This window comes from Streptomyces sp. NPDC079020 (assembly GCF_044542225.1).
In the GTDB taxonomy this organism is placed as follows: Bacteria; Actinomycetota; Actinomycetes; order Streptomycetales; family Streptomycetaceae; genus Streptomyces.
Map to the genome: position 1 here is coordinate 273,506 of NZ_JBITUB010000004.1, position 22,050 is coordinate 295,555.

General features: G+C 69.3%; 18 protein-coding genes and 1 pseudogene. 12 read left to right on the forward strand and 7 right to left on the reverse strand.

The annotated features are described in order from the left end of the window. Position 1: 1 nt before the first annotated feature. Both ACIGJO_RS10785 and ACIGJO_RS10790 read left to right on the forward strand, forming a co-directional pair. On the forward strand, positions 2–2,764 hold the full coding sequence (locus ACIGJO_RS10785) for a transglycosylase domain-containing protein (protein ID WP_399955191.1): 2,763 nt from the start codon (positions 2–4) through the stop codon (positions 2,762–2,764). Positions 2,765–2,916: 152 nt separating this feature from the next. Continuing rightward, a complete protein-coding gene (locus tag ACIGJO_RS10790) occupies positions 2,917–4,431 on the forward strand; it encodes a glycosyltransferase family 87 protein (protein ID WP_399955193.1) in 1,515 nt (504 codons plus the stop codon). Between the two features lie 46 nt (positions 4,432–4,477). Here ACIGJO_RS10790 and ACIGJO_RS10795 read toward each other — a convergent pair whose 3' ends face one another. The 3 genes from ACIGJO_RS10795 to ACIGJO_RS10805 form a co-directional block, all read right to left on the reverse strand. Beyond that, positions 4,478–5,509, reverse strand: coding sequence for an alanine racemase (locus tag ACIGJO_RS10795; protein WP_399955195.1), 1,032 nt, complete (start codon positions 5,507–5,509; stop codon positions 4,478–4,480). A 140-nt stretch (positions 5,510–5,649) separates the two neighbouring features. Beyond that, positions 5,650–6,768 carry a lipid II:glycine glycyltransferase FemX gene (locus tag ACIGJO_RS10800; RefSeq protein ID WP_399955197.1) on the reverse strand — a complete coding sequence of 373 codons (1,119 nt, stop codon included), beginning with the start codon at positions 6,766–6,768 and terminating at the stop codon, positions 5,650–5,652. 150 nt (positions 6,769–6,918) lie between these two features. Continuing rightward, complete coding sequence (locus ACIGJO_RS10805) at positions 6,919–7,233, reverse strand: hypothetical protein (protein ID WP_399955199.1); 315 nt, start codon at positions 7,231–7,233, stop codon at positions 6,919–6,921. A 281-nt stretch (positions 7,234–7,514) separates the two neighbouring features. On the opposite strand from ACIGJO_RS10805, the gene rpsF reads away from it, so the two are divergent. The 4 genes from rpsF (at position 7,515) to rplI (ending at position 9,247) form a co-directional block, all read left to right on the forward strand. Continuing rightward, positions 7,515–7,805 (forward strand): 30S ribosomal protein S6, encoded by a 291-nt coding sequence (rpsF, locus tag ACIGJO_RS10810; protein WP_266922161.1) that lies wholly within the window; start codon positions 7,515–7,517, stop codon positions 7,803–7,805. A 74-nt stretch (positions 7,806–7,879) separates the two neighbouring features. Next, entirely contained in the window at positions 7,880–8,503 is a 624-nt protein-coding gene (locus ACIGJO_RS10815; RefSeq protein WP_399955202.1) for a single-stranded DNA-binding protein, read from the forward strand. Positions 8,504–8,545: 42 nt separating this feature from the next. Next, positions 8,546–8,782 (forward strand): 30S ribosomal protein S18, encoded by a 237-nt coding sequence (rpsR, locus tag ACIGJO_RS10820; protein WP_003967857.1) that lies wholly within the window; start codon positions 8,546–8,548, stop codon positions 8,780–8,782. Positions 8,783–8,800: 18 nt separating this feature from the next. Next, complete coding sequence (gene rplI, locus ACIGJO_RS10825; RefSeq protein ID WP_399955205.1) at positions 8,801–9,247, forward strand: 50S ribosomal protein L9; 447 nt, start codon at positions 8,801–8,803, stop codon at positions 9,245–9,247. 158 nt (positions 9,248–9,405) lie between these two features. Here rplI and ACIGJO_RS10830 read toward each other — a convergent pair whose 3' ends face one another. After that, entirely contained in the window at positions 9,406–10,743 is a 1,338-nt protein-coding gene (locus ACIGJO_RS10830; protein WP_399955208.1) for an MATE family efflux transporter, read from the reverse strand. A gap of 458 nt (positions 10,744–11,201) precedes the next feature. Between ACIGJO_RS10830 and dnaB the strand changes: the two genes are divergently transcribed. The 3 genes and pseudogenes from dnaB to ACIGJO_RS10845 all read left to right on the forward strand — a co-directional run bounded on the left by dnaB (position 11,202) and on the right by ACIGJO_RS10845 (position 16,162). Next, on the forward strand, positions 11,202–12,677 hold the full coding sequence (gene dnaB, locus ACIGJO_RS10835) for a replicative DNA helicase (RefSeq protein WP_266922157.1): 1,476 nt from the start codon (positions 11,202–11,204) through the stop codon (positions 12,675–12,677). Positions 12,678–12,932: 255 nt separating this feature from the next. Continuing rightward, positions 12,933–13,444, forward strand: a pseudogene (locus ACIGJO_RS10840) (MFS transporter); the annotation flags it as partial. Positions 13,445–13,900: 456 nt separating this feature from the next. Beyond that, entirely contained in the window at positions 13,901–16,162 is a 2,262-nt protein-coding gene (locus ACIGJO_RS10845) for a PQQ-binding-like beta-propeller repeat protein (RefSeq protein ID WP_399955212.1), read from the forward strand. Between the two features lie 183 nt (positions 16,163–16,345). Here the strand turns inward: ACIGJO_RS10845 and ACIGJO_RS10850 are convergent, their stop codons facing one another. Next, positions 16,346–17,095 carry a dienelactone hydrolase family protein gene (locus tag ACIGJO_RS10850; RefSeq protein WP_399955215.1) on the reverse strand — a complete coding sequence of 250 codons (750 nt, stop codon included), beginning with the start codon at positions 17,093–17,095 and terminating at the stop codon, positions 16,346–16,348. A gap of 109 nt (positions 17,096–17,204) precedes the next feature. Between ACIGJO_RS10850 and ACIGJO_RS10855 the strand changes: the two genes are divergently transcribed. Together ACIGJO_RS10855 and ACIGJO_RS10860 are read left to right on the forward strand one after the other, a co-directional pair. Continuing rightward, entirely contained in the window at positions 17,205–17,687 is a 483-nt protein-coding gene (locus ACIGJO_RS10855; RefSeq protein WP_399955218.1) for a MarR family winged helix-turn-helix transcriptional regulator, read from the forward strand. A gap of 104 nt (positions 17,688–17,791) precedes the next feature. Then, on the forward strand, positions 17,792–18,166 hold the full coding sequence (locus ACIGJO_RS10860; protein WP_399955221.1) for a DUF4259 domain-containing protein: 375 nt from the start codon (positions 17,792–17,794) through the stop codon (positions 18,164–18,166). A gap of 62 nt (positions 18,167–18,228) precedes the next feature. Here the strand turns inward: ACIGJO_RS10860 and helR are convergent, their stop codons facing one another. Together helR and ACIGJO_RS10870 are read right to left on the reverse strand one after the other, a co-directional pair. Further along, complete coding sequence (helR, locus tag ACIGJO_RS10865; RefSeq protein WP_399955224.1) at positions 18,229–20,376, reverse strand: RNA polymerase recycling motor ATPase HelR; 2,148 nt, start codon at positions 20,374–20,376, stop codon at positions 18,229–18,231. A 297-nt stretch (positions 20,377–20,673) separates the two neighbouring features. Beyond that, on the reverse strand, positions 20,674–21,249 hold the full coding sequence (locus tag ACIGJO_RS10870) for a TetR/AcrR family transcriptional regulator (protein WP_399955227.1): 576 nt from the start codon (positions 21,247–21,249) through the stop codon (positions 20,674–20,676). A 169-nt stretch (positions 21,250–21,418) separates the two neighbouring features. On the opposite strand from ACIGJO_RS10870, the gene ACIGJO_RS10875 reads away from it, so the two are divergent. Beyond that, positions 21,419–22,003, forward strand: coding sequence for a dihydrofolate reductase family protein (locus tag ACIGJO_RS10875; RefSeq protein WP_399955230.1), 585 nt, complete (start codon positions 21,419–21,421; stop codon positions 22,001–22,003). The last annotated feature ends 47 nt before the right edge of the window (positions 22,004–22,050 follow it).

Consider the following 22,050-nt stretch of genomic DNA (forward strand, 5'->3'; position numbering starts at 1 on the left):
GATGAGCGAGCACCGTCGCAAAATGCCTGAGCCGCAAGGTGGCGGGCGTGCAGCGGCCAGACGAGCCGCCCAGCAGTCAACAGGACGCCGCGCGGCACCGTCACGCAGAGCAACAAATGAGTCACCTTCCGACCCTCATGGCGAGGAGAGCCCGTCCGGGGGCCGCGCCGAGGCCCGTCGTGCCGCACAGCGCGGCGGCCGGCGGCGGGGCGGCGAAGAGGCGGGCTCCGCAGGCCATGGGGCCGGCGGAGGCGGCCGTCGACGCGGCGGCGGAGGGGGTGGGCACGAGGGCCCGCGCGGCCGGGGACGCGGTGGCAGCCGCCCCGGCAAGAAGCGTGTCATCGACTACCCGCGCTACGACAAGGACGGCTTCCGACGCTGGCTGCCGTCGTGGAAGCTGGTCTCCGGCGTCTGCCTGGGCTTCCTCGGACTTCTGATGGGTGCGGCCGGGATCGCGTACGCGCTGGTCGTCCCCCCGAAGGTCAACGACGCGGCCAAGGCGCAGAACAACGTCTACTACTGGGCCGACGGTACGCAGATGGTGGCGACCGGAGGTGAGGTCAACCGCCAGGTGATCAGCTACGGGCAGATCCCCGAGGCCATGCGGAACGCCGTCATCTCGGCCGAGAACAAGACGTTCGACGACGACCGGGGCATCGACCCGATGGGCATCGCCCGCGCCGTGTTCAACATGGCCAAGGGCGGTGATACCCAGGGCGGTTCGACGATCACACAGCAGTATGTGAAGAACTCGATGCTCACCCAGGAACAGACGCTGAGCCGCAAGGTCAAGGAACTGTTCATCACGCTCAAGGTCGGTGGTACGGCCAACAAGGAAGACGTGATGGCCGGGTACCTCAACGTCTCCTACTACGGCCGTGGCGCATCGGGTCTCCAGGCGGCGGCCCGTACGTACTACGGCAAGGACGCCTCCAAGCTCAACCCGAGCGAGTGCGCCTTCCTGGCGACCCTCCTCAAGGGCGCGAGCTACTTCGACCCGGCCGGTGCCCCTGAGGTCGACAAGGAGAAGGCCTCCGCGAAGGCGAACACCAAGCGTGCGAGGGAACGCTGGGAGTGGATCCTCAACGAGCAGGTCAAGGACAAGCGGATGTCGCAGCAGGAGCGCGACAAGTACACCGAGTTCCCGATGCCGCTGAAGCCGAAGAAGAACGCCCAGCTGGGCGGTCAGACCGGCTACCTCGTGGACCTCGCCAAGAATTACTTCATCAACAACAGCAACCCGAAGGTCGACGCCGAGGCCCTCGCCCTGGGCGGCTACGAGATCCACACGACCTTCGAGAAGGACAAGGTCAAGGCCCTCAGCGACGCGGTGGAGAAGGTCTACAAGGCCAAGATCGACCCGGAGAAGCGCCCCGGGACCGACACCCATGTGGAGTTCGGCGGGGCGTCGATCGACGCGAAGACCGGCGCCATGCTCGCCACGTACGGCGGTCAGGACGCCACCGAGCACTACACCAACAACGCCAACCCGACCGGTGCGCAGGTCGGCTCGACCTTCAAGCCGTTCGTGCTGGCCGCGGCCATGCAGTACGGCAAGCGCGACCCGTCGCTCGGGGAGGACCAGGGCGAATCGGAGCGCACCCTGGTGTCGCCGAAGAGCGTCTACAACGGTGACGACAAGCTGGAGATCAAGAACTACAACGGCGAGGTCTGGAAGGACGAGAAGGACAACAGCTGGCTCCAGACCAACGACGGCAACCACGACTACGGCGACGTCGATCTGCGGTACGCCATGCAGGAGTCGGCGAACTCCCCCTATGTGCAGCTCGGCATGGATGTCGGCACGGACAAGGTGAAGGACGTCGCCATCGCCGCGGGACTGCGTGACGACGACTACATGGCGAACGCGACCGTTCCCTCGTTCTCCATTGGTACGTCCTCGCCCAGCGCCATCCGGATGGCCGGCGCCTACGCCACCTTCGCCACCAGTGGTCAGCAGAACGAACCGTTCTCGGTGACCGAGGTGAAGAAGAAGGGCAAAGCCATCTACCGGCACCAGAAGAAGCCCAAGCGTGCCTTCGACCCCGTCATCGCGGACAACGTCACGGACGTCCTGAAGAACGTCGTGGAGAACGGCACGGGTACGCCCGCCCAGCTCCCCGGCCGTGATGTCGCGGGCAAGACCGGTACGACGGACGGCAACAAGTCGGCCTGGTTCGTCGGCTACACCCCGCAGATCTCCACCGCGATCAGCATGTTCCGGCTGGACGACGACGAGAAGAACAAGGACCGCGAGTTCCTGAAGATGTTCGGCACGGGTGGCGAGAAGAAGATCCACGGTGCCTCGTTCCCCGCGTCGATCTGGCACGACTACATGGCCGGTGCGATGAAGGGGAAGGAGGTCGTGCGCTTCCCCGCACCGAAGCCCCTGGGCGACACGCTCTACGGCGGCGGTGCGGTCAGCCCGACCCCGACCCCCAGCCCGACCCCCTCGGAGACGCCCTCCAGCGAGGCGCCGTCGACACCGACGCCCGACCCGTCCACGGCGTCGCCCACACCGACCAACACCTGTAACCCGCTCGACTGGCAGTGCAACAACAACGGCGGCGGTGCCAACACCGGTGCGGACGGCGGTGGGAACAACGCCGGGGCCGACGGCGGCACCGACGGGGGAGCCGCCGACGGAGGCGCCAATTCCGGGGCCAACCAGGGCGCCACGGACGGTGCCGACGGGAGCGGCGGGAACGGGAACGGCGGAAACGGGAACGGGAACGGCGGAAGTCTCTGGGGCGGCGGAGGCTAGCCGCTCCGGCCGGGACTCCACCGGGCAGCCCGCCCGGAAACCACCACCCGGAACTCCACGGACCGACGAGGGCCGCCGCACCACACCCGGTGCGGCGGCCCTCGCCGTGTCCCCGGCCCGGCCACGCCCCGCCCACAGCCCCGTACGGCAGGATGTGCGGCATGCCAAGCGCAGAAGACACGAGCGTGCACCAGGAGCGGCCCGTCGTACGGCCCACGCGCCAGGACGAGGTCGCCGCAGCGGGCAGCGAGCTGATCGGCGGGCGGGTGGGCCGCTGGGCACGGCTCGGCGACGGTCCGCTGACGCCCGTGCGGGTCATCGCACTGGTGGCGATCGGGATGTTCGCACTCGGCATGGTGCAGAAGATCCCCTGCTACGAGTGGGCCTGGTTCAAGGGCGCCACCTCGCAGTACACACACGCCTGCTACTCCGACATCCCGCATCTCTTCCTCGGCCGAGGATTCGCCGACGGTCTCGTGCCGTACTTCGACGAGATCGGCGGTGACATGCAGTACCTCGAATACCCCGTCCTGACCGGGGTGTTCATGCAGGTCGCCGCGTGGCTGACGCTGACGCCGGACAGTGACCCGCTCCAGCAGCGCGAGCAGATGTTCTGGATGGTCAACGCGGGCATGCTGATGATCTGCGCCGTGGTCATCGCGGTGTGCACCTCCCGTACGCACCGGCGGCGCCCCTGGGACGGGCTGCTGGTCGCACTCGCCCCCGCGTTCGCGCTCACCGCGACGATCAACTGGGACCTGCTGGCCGTCGCTCTGACGGCCGCGGCGATGCTCATGTGGTCCCGGGGCCGGGTGATCGCTTTCGGCGTCCTCATCGGCCTGGCGACGGCCGCCAAGCTCTATCCCGTCCTGCTGCTCGGTCCGCTCCTCGTGCTGTGCTGGCGGGCGGGCAGATGGCGGGAGTTCGGGCAGGCGGCCATCGGCGCGGCGGCGGCCTGGCTGGCGGTCAACCTGCCGGTGATGCTGTTCGCCCCCGAGGGGTGGAAGAAGTTCTACACCTTCAGCCAGGAACGGCCGATCGACTTCGGCTCGTTCTGGCTGATCATCACGCAGCGCACGGGGAAGGCCATCGACGTCGGCACCGTGAACACGGCGTCGGTGCTGCTGATGGCCGTGTGCTGCGCGGGGATCGCCGGACTGGCGCTGATGGCACCGCGTCGGCCCCGGTTCGCCCAGCTCGCGTTCCTGGTGGTGGCCGCGTTCGTCCTGACGAACAAGGTCTACTCGCCGCAGTACGTGCTCTGGCTGATCCCGCTGGCGGTGCTGGCCAGGCCGCGCTGGCGCGACTTCCTCGTCTGGCAGGCCTGCGAGGTCCTGTACTTCATGGGGATCTGGCTGTACCTCGCGTACACGACCAGCGGCGACAAGCACCAGGGGCTGCCGCAGGACGGCTATCAGCTCGCGATCGTCCTGCACCTGCTGGGAACGCTGTACCTCTGTGCCGTGGTCGTACGGGACATCCTGCTGCCCGAGCGGGACGGGGTACGGAGCGACGGGTCGGACGATCCGTCCGGCGGGGTCCTCGACGGGGCGCCGGACGCCTTCGTCCTGGGGCCCGCGGCGCATCCGTCCCGGCACGCGGCGTCCGCGGTCGAGGGGCCGCGGGTGGAGTGGGGCACGGCGCGCGGCCGGACCGCCGCCGACTGACCTGCGGCCGGGGTGCCCGGCCGCAGGGTGCGTGGTACGGGCCGGGTCAGCGGTCCACGAGGCGGTCGAACTGAGTGGTCGTGTGGCGCAGGTGGGCCACCAGCTCGTCGCCGACCTTCGGCTCCTCGGCGTCCGAGGGGACGAACAGGATCGACACCTGCATGTGCGGCGGCTCGGCGAACCAGCGCTGCTTGCCGGCCCAGACGAACGGCGACAGATTGCGGTTGACCGTCGCCAGACCGGCGCGGGCCACGCCCTTGGCGCGCGGCATCACTCCGTGCAGGGCCTTGGGGGCCTCCAGGCCGACGCCGTGGGACGTACCTCCGGCGACGACGACCAGCCAGCCGTCCGAGGCCACTTTCTGCTGGCGGTAGCCGAACCGGTCCCCCTTGGCGACGGGCGTGACGTCCAGGACGGCACCCCGGTACTCCGTCGCGTCGTGGTCGCCGAGCCAGAGCCGGGTGCCGATCCGGGCGCGGAAGCGGGTCTGCGGGAACTGCTGCTGGAGCCGCGCCAGTTCCTCGGAGCGCAGATGGCTGACGAACATGGTGTGCAGCGGCAGCCTGGCCGCGCGCAGCCGGTCCATCCAGCCGATGACCTCCTCGACGGCGTCGGAGCCGTCGGTGCGGTCCAGCGGCAGATGGATGGCGAAGCCTTCGAGCCGTACGTCCTCTATCGCGGCGTGCAGCAGCCCCAGCTCCTCCTCCCTCACCCCGTGGCGCTTCATCGAGCTCATGCACTCGATGACCACCCGGGCGCCGACCAGCGCGTGCACGCCGTCGACGGAGGAGACGGACCGGATGACGCGGTCGGGGAGCGGCACCGGCTCCTCGCCCCGCCGGAAGGGCGTCAGGACGAGCAGATCGCCGCTGAACCAGTCCTTGATCCGGGCCGCTTCGTAGGTCGTGCCGACCGCGAGGGTGTCGGAGCCGAAGCGGATCGCCTCGTCGGCGAGCCGCTCGTGGCCGAAGCCGTAACCGTTGCCCTTGCAGACGGGTACGAGGCCGGGGAACTGGTCGATCACGGACTTCTGGTGCGCCCGCCAGCGCGCGGTGTCGACGTAGAGGGAGAGCGCCATGGCCGGCCCGGAACCTTTCTGGTGGCTGCGGTGGAGTCAGAGGTGTACGGAGGTTGCTGGAGTGTCCGCCGACGGGATCGCGTCGGGCGGCGTGTCCATTGAAACGAATGACACCGGTTTCGTCACCGATGTCACCGGGATCAGCGGCGCGACATATAGATGTCGAGCGCCTTGTGCAGCAGCTTGTTGAGCGGGAAGTCCCACTCGCCGACGTACTCGACGGCCTCGCCGCCGGTGCCGACCTTGAACTGGATCAGGCCGAAGAGGTGGTCGGTCTCGTCGAGCGAGTCGCTGATGCCGCGCAGGTCGTAGACGGTCGCGCCCATCGCGTACGAGTCGCGCAGCATCCGCCACTGCATCGCGTTCGAGGGCCTGACCTCACGGCCGATGTTGTCGGAGGCGCCGTAGGAGTACCAGACGTGGCCGCCGACGACGAGCATCGTGGCCGCGGAGAGGTTCACGCCGTTGTGCCGGGCGAAGTACAGCCGCATGCGGTTGGGGTCCTCGGAGTTGAGAACCGTCCACATGCGCTGGAAGTAGGAGAGCGGGCGCGGCCGGAAGTGGTCGCGCACGGCCGTGATCTCGTACAGCCGCTGCCACTCGGCAAGGTCCTCGTAGCCGCCCTGGACGACCTCGACACCTGCTTTGTCGGCCTTCTTGATGTTGCGCCGCCAGAGCTGGTTGAAGCCCTTGAGGACGTCTTCGAGGGAGCGGTTGGCCAGCGGCACCTGGAAGACGTAGCGGGGCTGTACGTCACCGAAGCCGGCGCCGCCGTCCTCGCCCTGCTGCCAGCCCATCTTCCGCAGCCGGTCCGACACCTCGAAGGCACGCGGCTCGATGTACGTGGCCTCGACGTCGCGCAGACGCTTCACCTCGGGGTCCTGGATGCCGGACTTGATGGCCGCCGAGTCCCAGCGCCGGATGACCACCGGCGGGCCCATCTTCACCGAGAACGCGCCCTGCTGCTTGAGGTGGGCGAGCATCGGCTGGAGCCAGTCGTGCAGGTTGGGCGCGTACCAGTTGATGACCGGGCCCTCGGGGAGGTACGCGAGGTAGCGCTTGATCTTGGGCAGCTGGCGGTACAGGACGAGCCCCGCGCCCACCATGTCGCCGTTCCGGTCGAACCAGCCCAGATTCTCCGAGCGCCATTCGGTCTTCACATCAGCCCACGCCGGGACCTGGCAGTGACTGGCCGAGGGCAGGCTCTGGATGTACGCCAGATGCTGCTCTCGGCTGATGGTCCTCAGGGTCAGGCTCATGCGGGGCGCTCCTCGGCAGGTGTGTCCCCATCGGTCAGGGGCTCCGGCTCTCGCGCCGAAGCCTACTGTGACCGAGGAGCGCCCGGTCTGGCCCCGCCCGGACCGGGTCCGGTCCCTTTGGGCCGGTGCCCGGTCGCGGGCGGCCGGCGGTCAGCCGATCACACCGCCGAAGAGGCCTCCGTGGGCCATCCCCAGGAAGAATCCGATGGCGGACGCTCCGAGGCCGAGGATGAGCGGGAACCTCTCGCGGGTGGTCACCGAGATGTACTGCCCGTAGGCGCCCGTGAGGATGCCGATCAGACCGGCCCACGAGCTGATCAGGTGCAGGTTGTGGAACATCGCCGTCACGAACGCGAGGGCGCCGAGGACCAGCGTCACCACCATCAGCGCGTCCTGCAGCGGATGGGACTTGCCGTCCGTGGCGAGGAGGGAGACGGAGGAGCGGGGTCGAATTGCCTGTGCCATGGAGTACCTCCTGGCCGGAAGGCGGCGCACCCTAGCGCCGCTCACGTCCGATGTGTACAGATTGCGTCCTTCGGGCACCGGATTTCAACCGGAAGCCGGTCTACGGGTACTCTGTACGGTCTGCACCGGTGTCTGCCCAGGCCAGCACAGAGCGAGTCCCTCTTCACGGAGCGGATTTGTCAGTGGCGGCTGTTTTACTCGGAGACACTGTTGCTTACGCATCACGACCCTCCTGCCACGGAACGACCGTGGCCGCTGAGTCCAAAGGAGGTGGGTTCCACATGCGTCACTACGAGGTGATGGTCATCCTCGACCCCGATCTCGAGGAGCGAGCAGTCTCCCCGCTGATCGAGAACTTCCTCTCCGTCGTCCGTGAGGGCAACGGAAAGGTTGAGAAGGTCGACACCTGGGGCCGTCGTCGGCTCGCTTACGAGATCAAGAAGAAGCCCGAGGGCATCTACTCGGTCATCGATCTGCAGGCCGAGCCTGCGATCGTCAAGGAGCTCGACCGCCAGATGAGCCTGAACGAGTCGGTCCTCCGGACCAAGGTCCTCCGTCCCGAGACCCACTGAGCTTCTAGCTCAGTGGTCATCGGGTTCGAGTAGCAGCAAGCAGCCAGAAGCAATCCCCGCCGAGAGGTTCACCCATGGCAGGCGAGACCGTCATCACGGTCGTCGGCAATCTCGTCGACGACCCCGAGCTGCGCTTCACCCCGTCCGGTGCGGCGGTCGCGAAGTTCCGTGTCGCGTCCACTCCCCGCATCTTCGACCGGCAGACCAATGAGTGGAAGGACGGCGAAGGCCTGTTCCTCACCTGCTCGGTCTGGCGTCAGGCGGCGGAGAACGTCGCGGAGTCGCTCCAGCGAGGCATGCGCGTTGTCGTGCAGGGCCGGCTGAAGCAGCGGTCCTACGAGGACCGTGAGGGCGTCAAGCGCACGGTCTACGAGCTGGACGTCGAGGAAGTCGGCCCCAGCCTCAAGAACGCCACGGCCAAGGTCACCAAGACCACGGGTCGCGGTGGCCAGGGCGGCCAGGGTGGATACGGCGGCGGCCAGCAGGGCGGCGGCAACTGGGGCGGCGGTCCCGGTGGCGGCGGCCAGCAGGGTGGTGGCGGTGCTCCCGCCGACGACCCGTGGGCCACCGGCGCGCCGGCAGGCGGTCAGCAGGGCGGGGGCCAGCAGGGCGGCGGAGGCGGCTGGGGCGGAAGCTCCGGCGGTTCCGGCGGCTCTGGCGGCTCTGGCGGCGGCTACTCGGACGAGCCTCCCTTCTAGGGCAGCTCGTACCCCACTTCTTGATCACACAGGAGAAACACCATGGCGAAGCCGCCTGTGCGCAAGCCTAAGAAGAAGGTCTGCGCATTCTGCAAGGACAAGACCCAGTACGTGGACTACAAGGACACGAACATGCTGCGGAAGTTCATTTCCGACCGTGGCAAGATCCGTGCCCGCCGCGTCACCGGCAACTGCACGCAGCACCAGCGTGACGTCGCCACGGCAGTCAAGAACAGCCGTGAGATGGCGCTGCTGCCCTACACGTCCACCGCGCGATAAGGGAAGGGTGACAAGAGCATGAAGATCATCCTCACCCACGAGGTCTCCGGCCTCGGTGCCGCCGGCGACGTCGTCGACGTCAAGGACGGGTACGCCCGTAACTACCTGGTTCCGCGTGGCTTCGCCATCCGCTGGACCAAGGGTGGCGAGAAGGACGTGGCGCAGATCCGCCGCGCCCGCAAGATCCACGAGATCGCGACGATCGAGCAGGCCAACGAGATCAAGACCAAGCTCGAGGCCGTGAAGGTCCGTCTGGCTGTTCGCTCCGGCGACGCCGGCCGTCTCTTCGGCTCCGTCACCCCGGCCGACGTCGCCTCGGCGATCAAGGCTGCCGGTGGCCCCGACGTCGACAAGCGTCGCGTCGAGCTCGGCTCGCCGATCAAGACGCTCGGCGGACACCAGGTGTCCGTGCGTCTGCACCCCGAGGTCGCAGCGAAGCTCGGCATCGAGGTCGTTGCTGCCTAAGGGCAGAGCTCAGCAGAGCAAGGTGAAGGGCCGCACCCAGTGGGTGCGGCCCTTCGTCGTTTCACGTGAAACGACGGTGGCCGTGGTCGTGGTCGCGGTTTCACGTGAAACGACGAAGTCGGTGGGCGGATCCGGATCGGTTCAGCGGGTGCCCGGGTTCAGCGCGTGGCGCCGGTGACGATCCAGCGGCCCGACCGGGTACGCAGCCACAGGGTCACCAGCCGGACCGCCATCATCAGGGTCATGGCCCACCAGAGTGCCGTGAGGCCACCGCCGAGGGTGGGGACGAGCAGGGCCACCGGGGCGAAGACGGCCAGGGTGATCAGCATGGCCCAGGCGAGATAGCGCCCGTCTCCCGCTCCCATCAGGACGCCGTCCAGGACGAAGACCACGCCGGCGATCGGCTGGGAGATCGCTACCACCAGCAGTGCCGGGAGCAGGGTGTCCTTGACCGAGGGGTCGCTGGTGAACAGCGGGACGAACAGGGGCCGGGCAAGGATGATCAGTACACCGAGCATCACTCCGCAGCCGATCCCCCACTCGACCATGCGGCGGCAGGCCTCACGTGCGCCCTTGGCGTCGTTAGCCCCGAGATAGCGGCCGATGATGGCCTGTCCCGCGATGGCGATCGCGTCGAGGGCGAAGGCGGTAAGGCTCCAGAGAGACAGGATGATCTGGTGCGCGGCGATGTCCGTGTCCCCGAGGCGGGCGGCGACAGCGGTGGCGATCATCAGGACGGCGCGCAGCGACAGCGTACGGACCAGCAGTGGGACACCCGCCTGGGCGCTGGCTCTGATCCCGGCGGCATCGGGGCGCAGGGAGGCTCCATGCCGGCGTGCTCCCCGGACCACCACGATCAGATAGGCGATGGCCATACCGACCTGGGCGATCACGGTGCCCCAGGCGGATCCGGCGATGCCGAGGCCGGCGCCGTAGACGAGGGCCGCGTTGAGCGCGCCATTGGCCGCGAAGCCGCCGATGGCGACGTAGAGAGGAGTGCGCGTGTCCTGGAGACCACGCAGAACACCCGTCGCGGCGAGCACCACCAGCATGGCGGGGATACCGAGACTGGAGATCCGCAGATAGGTGGTGGCGTACGGGGCCGCGGTGTCGGACGCGCCGAAGACCTCGACGAGCCAGGGCGCGGAGGGGAGGGCGAGCGCCACCACGACCGCGCCGAGCAGTAGTGCGAGCCAGATGCCGTCCATGCCCTGGCGGATCGCGGACGGCAGGTCACCCGCGCCGACCCGGCGCGCGACGGCGGCGGTGGTGGCGTACGCGAGGAAGACGAAGACGCTCACGGCGGTCATCAGCAGTGCGGCGGCGACGCCGAGACCGGCCAGCTGAGGAGTGCCGAGATGGCCGACGATGGCGCTGTCGACCATCACGAACAGGGGCTCGGCGACGAGTGCGCCGAAGGCGGGGACGGCGAGTGCGATGATCTCGCGGTCATGCCTTCGGCGGCTGGACGGAGGGGGCGCGGAGGCCTGGGTCATGGGGGTAAATCTAATCTTCCACAGGTAAGAGATGCAATGCCATTTCAGCCCTTACTTTTTCCCTGGTTGCGCGCTCGGGTGTGTGCGTTGTGCGGCGATCTTGAGCTCAGGGGAAAAGTTTTTCTCCCCCACAGTCAGTGGATGGAGAACGTGCAGGTCAGGGCATTGATGGTGGGTCGGCTATGAGTTTGTCCACAGCGCTGTCCCCCGGTCCGTGCACAGGTTCGGCGGAGTTCTCCACAGCATCTGGTCCGTCGTCCACATGCCCTGTGGATAACCAGATTGGCTGACGGTGCGGAGCGGCCTACCGTGGTCCGGCGCCCGCACTCCGTTCCTGCCTCGGAACCCGCAGAATTCGACGCGTTGGAACCGGAGTCGGGCGGCCTGTTTGTCGGTGCCGTGCCGTAAGAAAGAGTGGCATGGCTAGGTCCGCGAAGCGGACGGGAGGAGGTGGCCCGGTGAGCATTCCCGAGCCTTTGGACGACCCCTGGGCCGACACCGGTCCCAGTGACCGTCTGCCCGTTTCCCGTCAGCGCCGCGGAGACCGCAAGGGGCGCGAGGACCGGCACGACCGGGGCTCGGAGGACGGCTGGGACGGTGGCTCCCCCGGCTTCGAGCGGGTGCCGCCGCAGGATCTCGACGCGGAGCAGTCGGTGCTCGGCGGCATGCTGCTGTCCAAGGACGCCATTGCCGACGTCGTGGAGATCATCAAGGGCCACGACTTCTACCGTCCGGCCCATGAGACGGTCTACACCGCGATCCTCGACCTCTACGCCAAGGGCGAGCCGGCCGACCCGATCACGGTCGCCGCCGAGCTGGTCAAGCGGGGGGAGATCACCAAGGTTGGCGGAGCCCCGTATCTGCACACCCTGGTCCAGTCGGTGCCGACCGCGGCCAACGCCTCGTACTACGCGGAGATCGTCCACGAGCGCGCGGTCCTCCGGCGGCTCGTCGAGGCCGGAACGAAGATCACGCAGATGGGATACGCGGCCGACGGGGATGTCGACGAGATCGTCAACTCCGCGCAGGCCGAGATCTACGCCGTCACCGAGCAGCGGACCAGCGAGGACTATCTGCCGCTCGGCGACATCATGGAGGGCGCGCTCGACGAGATCGAGGCGATCGGTTCGCGCAGCGGCGAGATGACCGGTGTGCCGACCGGCTTCACCGATCTGGACGCCCTGACGAATGGGCTGCACCCCGGCCAGATGATCGTCATCGCGGCGCGTCCCGCCATGGGCAAGTCCACGCTGGCCCTGGACTTCGCGCGGGCCTGTTCGATCAAGAGCAACCTGCCGAGTGTGATCTTCTCGCTCGAAATGGGGCGCAACGAGATCGCGATGCGTCTGCTGTCCGCGGAGGCCCGGGTGGCTCTGCACCACATGCGCTCGGGCACGATGACCGACGAGGACTGGACGCGGCTCGCCCGGCGGATGCCCGACGTCTCGGCCGCCCCGCTCTACATCGACGACTCGCCGAACCTCTCCATGATGGAGATCCGCGCGAAGTGCCGTCGCCTCAAGCAGCGCAACGAACTCAAGCTCGTGGTCATCGACTATCTCCAGCTGATGCAGTCCGGCGGCGCGAAGCGCGCCGAGAGCCGGCAGCAGGAGGTCTCGGACATGTCCCGAAACCTCAAGCTGCTGGCCAAGGAGCTGGAGCTCCCGGTCATCGCCCTCTCGCAGCTGAACCGTGGACCGGAGCAGCGTACGGACAAGAAGCCGATGGTCTCCGACCTGCGTGAGTCCGGCTCCATCGAGCAGGACGCGGACATGGTCATCCTGCTGCACCGCGAGGACGCGTACGAGAAGGAGTCGCCCCGGGCCGGCGAGGCGGACCTGATCGTGGCCAAGCACCGTAACGGCCCGACGGCCACCATCACCGTGGCCTTCCAGGGCCACTACTCCCGCTTCGTCGACATGGCGCAGACCTGATCGGCCGGCGCGTAGGGCCTCACCTTTCCTGTCGGAGTCTCGGAGCCTCGGAGTGGATGCCGGATCGGAGTCGGATGCGACATGGCGTTGAGACCCGCGGTTGGTGACTCTCGCCTGTTCGGGTGAAGCAGTGAAGGTGTGCCCTCGTCGGCGTGTCGACGGGGGCATCGTGCTGCGGACGCCAGTCCGGCCTGGGGGTGCCGCTGGCACACGGGCAGAAGCACTATTCCGGCATGTACGGGGCGGCGACGGTCCACCGCCGCCCTCGCCGCCGCAACCGCCGCCCTGTCCGTCGGCGTCGGGTTCCTGCCGGTCACCGGCGCCGCCGCAGGGCTCGGCACCGTCGCCACCGGCGCAGCCGTCTCCGTCCTCGCGGCCACCGCCGCCTTTGTCCAGCCCACCGCCGGACGTGCCCTCGACAACGGGCGACTGACCACGCGCACCGGCCTGGCCGTCGGCCTGACCCTCACCGCCGCCGGGCTTGCCTGCGCCATGGTGCCCGGCCTGATCGGCGTCCTCACCGCCGCCACCCTCATCGGCGCCGGCACCGGCCTGATCACCCCCCTCGGCTTACCACCCTCGCCACGAGCACCCCCGAGGAACGCATGGGCCAGACCATGGGCGCCGCCGAACTCGGCCGCGAACTCGGCGACGCCGGCGGCCCCCTCTTCGTCGCCGGGGTCGCCACCATCGCCACCCTCACGTACGGCTACGCGGCCCTCGCCGGCCTCGTCGCCATCGGCGCCGTCCTCGCGATCCTGCGGCGCGACAGCACGCCCGCCGCGGTCGGCGCCGAACAGCGCACCACCGCGAGACCACGCTCCACCCACCGCCCCGCAAACCCGCCCGACCGCCGCGTCAGCTCCGTACGCGCCACGGACCAGGGCCCTCGCCGCCCTCGCCGCCGTCGCGGCAGGCCGGGGCAGCCACAGCCTCGCGCCATGAAGCGGGCGTGGAGATCCCACAGGGGGCGCTGTGGGATCCCGGACCGCACGGCCGCATCTCACGGCTCTCGGCCGCTTCGTGGCCGGTCGGCCATCGATCCGAGACTCCCCGGCCACCCCGCTCGCTGACCGGGGCGACCCCGCACGTGGTGCGGATCTTTACGGATTCGTCCCCGTGATCTGGATGGTCGGTGGAGGTTGAGCGGGAGCCGATGCCGCGGGAGCGGCGTGGGGCTAGCATGCGGTTCGCCAGGTCGGTCGGTGGGGGCGGGGAGCGAAGTGGTCGAGCGGGTGCTGGCCGGGCGGTACCGGATGGAGCGGTGCGTCGGCCGCGGCGGCATGGGCGAGGTGTGGGAGGCGTTCGACGAGCGGCTCGGGCGCAAGGTCGCGGTCAAGGTCGTCTCGTTGCTGGCCGGCGGCGGAACCGCGGCCGGTGAACTGCGGGTCCGGTTCCTGCGGGAGGCCCGGATCACGGCGGCGCTGGAGCATCCTCGTATCGTGGCTGTGCACGATCTCGGGGAGGCCGCCACCCCGGACGGTCAGGCGCCGTACCTGGTGATGGAGTTCCTGCGCGGCGAGGGTCTTGAGGCGGTGGCACGCCGTGGCCCCGTGGCCCGCGAGCAGGTTGCCCGGTGGGGTGCGCAGATCTGTGACGCGCTGACCGAGGCGCACACCGGGGGCATCCTGCACCGGGACATCAAACCGGCGAACATCTTCATCACGGCGTCCGGCGGCGTGAAGGTGCTGGACTTCGGGATCGCCCGCGCCGCGGACCCCTCCGCGACCGGGGATCTGCTGACCCGCACCGGGATGGTGGTGGGGACGGCCGCGTACATGGCGCCGGAGCAGGCCCGTGGCCGGCCGGAGCGGCGCAGCGACCTGTACGCGGTGGGCTGTCTGCTGTTCGAGCTGCTCACCGGCAGGCTTCCGTTCAGCTCTCCGGACGCGCTGGGATTTCTGACCGCGCATCTGCATGATGTGCCACCGGCGCCGAGCAGTGTCCTGCCCGGTATCCCGGCCGCCTGGGACAGGCTGGTGCTGCGGCTGCTGGAGAAGGATCCCGAACGCCGCTACGGGAGCGCCGGTGAGCTGGGTGCTGAGCTTCGTGCGCTGCGCGGCGGGACGGACCGGGGCGCGCCGGTGCCGGCCCAGCGCACGCCGACCGTCGTGGATACCGGCGGAGCGAGGCCGCAGCCCTCCCCGTACGCTCCCACGGCCGACGTGTCCCCTCCCGCAGGTTCCCGCCCGAGGACACGACGCGACGCGTTGCGGCTCGGAGCGGCGGTTGCCGTGCTCGGTGCGGCCGGTACCGGTGCGGCCCTGTATCTGACGGACGATCCGGACAAGGGGCCGCTCGTCTGGTCGCGGGGCATCGGCGACTCCCAGAAGCTGGACGGGAGCGATTCCGCGATGGCGGTCGGCGGCGGCCGCTGGTTTGTGGCCGCCGGCCTCGGCCCTGTGGTGGTGCACGCTTTCGACGCGGCCCGGGGAACCCGGCTGTGGAAAGCGACGGTGAACGGGGACTACGACTACGGGGACGGCAGCCCCCGGCTCGCCGTGGTCGGCGGTGCCGTCGTCGTCAGGACCAGGCCGGCGGACGGGGACGGCCCCCGGTTCGATGCCCTCGACGTGGACAGCGGCAAGCTGCTGTGGCGTCGGGAACCGGAGTCGGGGAGCTGGGCCGTGCACCGGCCCAGCGGCCTGCTGCTCGTTCACAGCGACACGGCCGTGAGCGGTCTGGACCCGCGAACCGGCGAGGAGCGGTGGCAGTACACCTCCGACATCCCAGGATCGGCTCTGCCCGCCGGAGACCTGGTGCTCTTCGGGGATGCCGCGCTGCTGGGGCGTACCGGGAAGGCCGTGTGGCGGCAGGCCGGCTTCTCCCCGAAGGGCGACCTGGCCCATGCTCCGGGGAAGTTCCTGCTCTGCTACGAGAACGGCAGGCCGGCCGCCACCGATCTCGTCTGCCGGTCGGCGCGTACCGGCGAAGTGCTGTGGCGCACGCCGTTCAACGACCGGGAGGAACAGACGGGTACGTCCCGGGCGGCCTGGGAGGCGCTCGTGTCGGGCACCACCGTCTTCCTGCCGTTGGCAGCCGGGGGCCGGAAAGAACCCACCGCCGTGGACGTGGCCAGCGGCAGGGTGAAGTGGACCTACGGCGGCCCCTACGAGCGGGCGCTCGAGTTCGACGACGGCAATGAGCCGAAACGCGTGCGGGGCATCCGGAACGTGCTGGCCGTCGCCGGCGGATTCGTCCTGCCCACCGGGGAGAGGACCGTGTGCCTGGGCACCGACGACGGCAAGGAGCGCTGGCACAGCACGAAGGGACGCATCGACGGCACGGACACGTACGTCCTGATCAGCGAGACCCACAAGCGGTTGTTCACCACCTGGAGACGGGCCCACGTCCTGCATGCCGCTGACGGCCGCGAGGTGTGGGCAGGGGAATTCGCGAACGCCTTCGCCAACGAGCCCGCGTTCACCAAGGGCCGGGGCTTCGTCGCCGAGGCGAGCGGAACACTGTGGGCCCTGCGGCTCTGACCCGGCCTGAAGCCTCCCGCCGAGGTGGTGCGGGACGCCGGCCGGGCCGCAGCGCCGACCGGCTCCGGCCGGGACGTCGAGGAAGTGCCACGTCCGTGAGGCTGAGCGGCTGTGCCATCGACCTGGGACAGCGGAAGAACCGCTGCTCGGCCGGCACGGCCTGTGCCACGGGCGACGGAGCTCCTACACGGCGGTCAGCGTCCGGCGGAGCAGCAGGAGCAGGCGGTCCCAGTGGCGCTGCACCGCTGAGGGGCTGAATGCGTCGGTGTCGGACATGGTGAAGCCGTGGACGGTACCGGGGTAGATCTCGGTGGTGTGCTCGACACCCGCGGCATCCAGGGCCCGGAGGAGTTCACTGGTGGTCCCGGGGGTCATATCGCCCTCGGCGAGGCCGAGATGGACCTGTGCGGTGAGTTCGCCGAAGAGGTGGTGCGGGCTGTCGGGTGCGTCGGTGACCAAGGGGCTGGGGTGGAATCCGGCGACGGCGGCCACCCGGCCGGGGTGGGCCGCCGCGGTGCGTACGGCCAGGGCGCCTCCCATGCAGTAGCCGATCGCGGCGACGGGTCCGGCGGTGACCTCGGGCCGGCTGGTGAGGAACGTGAGGTAGGCGTCGGCGTCGCGCAGGACCCGTTCGGTGGTGTGTGCCGTGATCAGGGGCATCAGCCGGTCGATGACCGCGGGCCGGATCTCCTTTCCGATGTGCCCGGGAAGCTCGGTCACCGGTGCCGGGCCGTGCCGGTAGTAGACGTTGGGAACGAGCACGTAGTAGCCGTGCGCGGCCAGTTCGCGGGCCTTGTCCTCCAACTCGGGCCGCACGCCGAAGGCGTCCTGGTACAGCAGCACCCCCGGGTGCCGCTCGCCACCGTCGGGGAACGCGGCGAAAGCGTCGGCCCGGCCGTCCGGGGTGGGAATCCGCACTGTCGTGGTGGGCAAGATCTTCCTTCCTTGGAGTCCGCTCGAACAACGTTCGTCTAACTAACGATCTTGGCGCGAGCGAACATACATCGTTAGTCTGGCTAACGCAATGAGTAGGATGGGCGCCATGATCAGAGCCGAGGCCGCGGACCTGCCCGACGACGGCGCGCTCAGGACGCCCGACAGGCTGCGCCGGCGGGCGAGCCGGCTGCTGTCGCAGCTGACCGTACGGTCGGACCGGCTGATCTCCGAGGGGCTGGCCCGGGTCGGCACCCGTAAGTGGCACTACGCCGTGCTCGCCTCCCTTCAGGATCTGGGGCCCGGCAGCCAGGCGGAGCTGAGCCGGCGCACCGGCATCTACCGCAGCGACATGGTCGGCGTGCTCAACGAACTGGCCGAGCGCGAGTTCGCCGAGCGGGCACCGGATCCCGACGACCGGCGCCGCAACGTCATCACGATCTCCGCCCGGGGCCGCCGTCAGCTCCGCCTTCTCGACAACGTCCTGGACGGCCTCCACGACGAACTGCTCGCGCCGTTGACCCCGGCCGAGCGCGAGCAGTTCACGCGGTTGCTCACATGCCTGCTGGACCACCACACCCGTACCGTCTGAGCGTTCGCCGTGCCGCCGTGAAGCCCCGCTCCGGGCCGCGTTGTCAGTGCTCCCTGCTTCGATGGCCCCATCGTGATGTGACGTCACCACGCGGAGGAGAAGCCATGGGTACCTGGGGCAGCGGGAACTTCGAGAGCGACACGGCCATGGACTACCTGTCGTCCTTCATCGACCGGCTCGTCGCGGAGGTCGCCGAGGTGATGGACGGCGATCCGGTCGAGATCGAGCCCGACGAGTACTGGGGTGTCGCCGTCCCGTGCCAGCTGGAGCTGCTGACCGTCCTCACCCGGGCCGGACACACCTCGGACACGCTGCTGCGGCCGGAGCAGGTGGAGAAGTGGAAGAAGCAGTTCATACCCGTCTGGGAGCGGACGATCGACGATCTGGGGCCCTCGCGGGACTACAAGGAGGAACGTCGGGCGGTACTGGTCCGCACCTTCGACCAGCTGGCCGAGGCCGCTGCCGCACACGTGGAATAGCCGGTGCCGCTCACGTGGAACAGCCGCTGCCGCACACGTGGAACAGCGGTGCGGGACAGCCCTCAGCCGCTCGTGAGGATGACGAGTTGCTGGGTGGCCCGGGTCATTGCGACATACCGGTCGACCGCTCCCTCGATGCCCTCGCCGAACGTCTGCGGGTCGATGAGGACGACCAGGTCGAATTCGAGTCCCTTCGACAGCTCCGGAGTCAGCGACCGGACGCGCGGCGTCTCCGGGAACGCGGGATCACCGATGACGCAGGCGATCCCGTCGGCGTGCGTGGCGAGCCAGGTGCCGAGGACCGAATCCCGTTCCGCGACGGACCCGTGGATGACGGGGAGGCCGCTGCTGCGGATCGAGACCGGCACGTTGGCGTCCGGGAGTACCGCGCGGATGACCGGTTCGGCTTCCGCCACGATCTCTTCCGGTGTCCGGTAGTTGACGCTCAGGGAGGCCAGGCCGATCCGGTCGAGGCCGACCCGTTCGAGCCGTTCCTGCCATGACTCCGTGAAGCCGTGCCTGGCCTGGGCCCGGTCGCCGACGATGGTGAAGCTCCGGGAAGGGCACCGGAGCAGCAGCATCTTCCACTCCGCGTCGGTCAGCTCCTGGGCCTCGTCCACGACGATGTGCGCGAACGGGCCGGCGAGCGGGTCCGGCTCGATGCCGGTCGGTGCGCTCTCGTCGACCAGGGTGTTCTGGATGTCCTTTCCGCGCAGCATCGTGACCAGGCCCTCCCCGTCGTCATCGGCTTCGAGCAGGGCGTCGACGACCTTGTCCATGTGCTCGCGTTCGGCGGCGACCGCGGCTCTGTGCCGCCGCCTGCGCCGTGACGCCTCCGGGTCGCCGATCCGCTGCCGTGCCGCGTCCAGGATCGGCAGGTCGGACACCGTCCAGGCGCGCACGTCGCCACGCTGCAGCAGCGCCACCTCGTCGGAGCCGAGCCAGGGAGCGCACTTCCGCAGGTAGGCGGGTACCGACCACAGGTCTCCGACGATGTCGGCCGCTTCGAGCAGCGGCCACGCGCGGTTGAAGGCCGTGCGCAGTTCCCTGTTCCGCGTCAGCGACCTGCGGAGCTGGTCGTCCGGGGCGTCGCCGTCGTGCTTGTCCACCAGGATCGTGAGCAGTTCCTCCCAGATCTGGTCGTGCGCCTCGTTGTGCGGCGTACCGGGTTCCGCCGCTTCGAACGCGGTGGCCCAGTCGCCGGGGCTCAGCGGGATGTCGGACCAGTGGGTCGTGACCGTCATTCCCACGGCGGGCGGATCCTCGTAGAACCTGACGGCTGTCTCGACCGCCTTGACCAGGTCTGCGGAGGACTTCAGCCGGGCCACGGCCGGGTCGGTCTCGGCCGTCGCCGCGGCTCCCTCGGTGACGAGGTCCCGCAGGGTGCAGGTCTGCACGCCCTCCTCGCCGAGGCTGGGGAGGACATCGGCGACGTAGGCCAGGTAGGGCTGGTGCGGGCCGACGAACAGTACGCCGCCACGGCGGTGACCGAGGCGGGGGTCGGAGTGGAGGAGGTAGGCGGAGCGGTGCAGGGCGACGACGGTCTTGCCCGTGCCGGGCCCGCCGTCGACGACGAGGGCGCCGCGGGAGCCCGCGCGGATGATGGCGTCCTGGTCGGCCTGGATGGTGCCGAGCACATCGCGCATCCGGGCGGACCGGTTGCTGCCCAGGCTGGCGATGAAGGCGGACTGGTCGTCGAGTGCGGCGTTGCCGGCGAACCCGTCCGAGGTGAACACCTCGTCCCAGTAGTCGCTGACCCGGCCGCGGGTCCAGCGGTATCTGCGGCGGCTGGTCAGCCCCATCGGGTTGGCGTGGGTGGCCCCGAAGAACGGCTCGGCCGCGGGGGAGCGCCAGTCGAGCAGCAGCCGGCGGTCCGCGCTGTCCGTCAGGCCGAACCGTCCGATGTACACGGGTTCGCCGCTCTCCTCGCTGACCATGTGCCCGAGGCACAGGTCCAGGCCGAAGCGGCGCAGTGCGCGCAGGCGCGCGGTCAGCCGGTGGATCTCCAGGTCCCGGTCCATCGCCTGCCGGCCGATGACGCCGGGCGCCCTGCGTTCGGCGTCGAGGCGGTCGGACAGTTCGGCGAGCGACGCTTCGAGGCAGTCCGCGATGGCCGCGAAGTGGCGCTCGTCGGCGGCGATCAGCGCCGGGTCGGCCTTGGGGGAGAGACGGTCGGGCAGGTCGAACGCGCTGGTGGTCAGGGGGTTCACGGCATGACTCCGATCTGAGGCCGTTGCAGCCGTCGCGTCCGGCGGGGCGTCCGGGGCGTCCGGGGCGGCGGTGGCCTCGGCGGACGATTCTGCGGTACGGAGGGGGCCTTGCCGCAAGGCCCCCCATGCGCTATATGTTGAGAGTGGAAAGGAGTGGGTACTCCCCTTTCCCCTCTCGTTCGCCGGCTGTCGGCGACACCCTCCTCGCAAGAAGCCCCCGCGCCTGTGCGCGCCCGTACCTTGTCCCGGTCCGCCGCGGGTGATGTGCCGCGCCGTCGCCTCGTGGCCGTCTACCGTCTACCGCAGGGGCATGATGCGCGTGACGACGGTCTCCACCACCTGGTCCAGTTCGGTGTCGGCGAGCATGTCGGGCAGGGTGAAGTGCTCCAGGAGCACACCGGTCATGGCCAGGTAGAGGACGAGGAACGCGTCGTTGTCGCCGGGGAGTTCCGCGTCCCGGTGGAACCGGGCGCTGTCGTCGAATGCCGCGCGCACCGTCCGGGTCAGCTGCGCCCGCAGGGCGGGCCGGCGGGTGGCCTCCAGCCGGAGTTCCAGCATGGCCAGATAGCCGGTGCGGTCATCGGCCATGCGCTGGACGAGCCAGTGCATCAGATCGGCGATCAGTTCGCGGGAGGGTGCGGGGCGCATCGCCTGCTCGACCCGGTCCGGGTCGGGTGTCATACGGCTGTTGATGCGGGCGCCCGCCTGCATGAACAGGTCGTCGCGGCTGCTGAAGTAGTTGGAGGCCGTGCCCACCGGCACACCGGCCCGCGCATCCACCGCGCGGAAGGTGAGCCCGCGTGCTCCCTCGTGCGCCAGCACCTCGATCGCCGCGTCCGTGAGCGCCGTTCTGCGCTCGGGGTTCTTCGCCATCGTCCTTCTCCTCGCCGGTCTCCGCTGATCGCCTCCCGTAAAAGAGGCTTGCTTAACCACTACACATGAAGCACTATAAGCGAAGTGGTTGAGGCGCGGTGCGTGACTGCCGTGACCGTCACCTTGAACAGGACTCTTCGGCCTGTGCCGAACGTGGAACGGGGAACACATGCGAAAGCTCACGTACTTCATCGCCTGCTCGATCGACGGGTTCATCGGAGATCCCCAGGGCGATGCCTCGACGATGTATCCCTTCGTCAGCGAGGAGTTCCTCGGATTCCTCACCTCGGGGTACCCGGAGACGATCGCGGTCCAGGGCCGCGAGGCGCACGGACTCCAGGACGCGAAGCAACAGCGCTTCGACACCGTGATCCAGGGGCGGTCCAGCTATCAGCTGGCGCTGGACCTGGGCATCACCAGCCCGTACGGCCATCTGAGGGAGCTGGTGGCGTCCCGGACACTCGCCGAGTCGCCGGACCCGAATGTGGAGATCATCTCCGAGGACCTGGTCGCCCGGGTCAGGGAGCTCAAGGCCGAGGACAGCGAGCTGGACATCTGGCTCTGCGGTGGCTCGCAGCTGGCGGGAGAACTGCTCGACGAGATCGACGAGCTGGTGATCAAGACGTATCCGCTGGTGTACGGGAGCGGGATGCCGATGTTCGGGTCGGACTTCGCGGTCACCGAATTCACCCTGGAGGACGTGCGCTCCTTCGAGAACGGGGTGCTGGTCAGGACGTACAGCCGCAAGGGCTGAGGCCTGCTGCCCCCTGGTCCCGCTTGCCTGCCGTTGCTCAGGTGCTT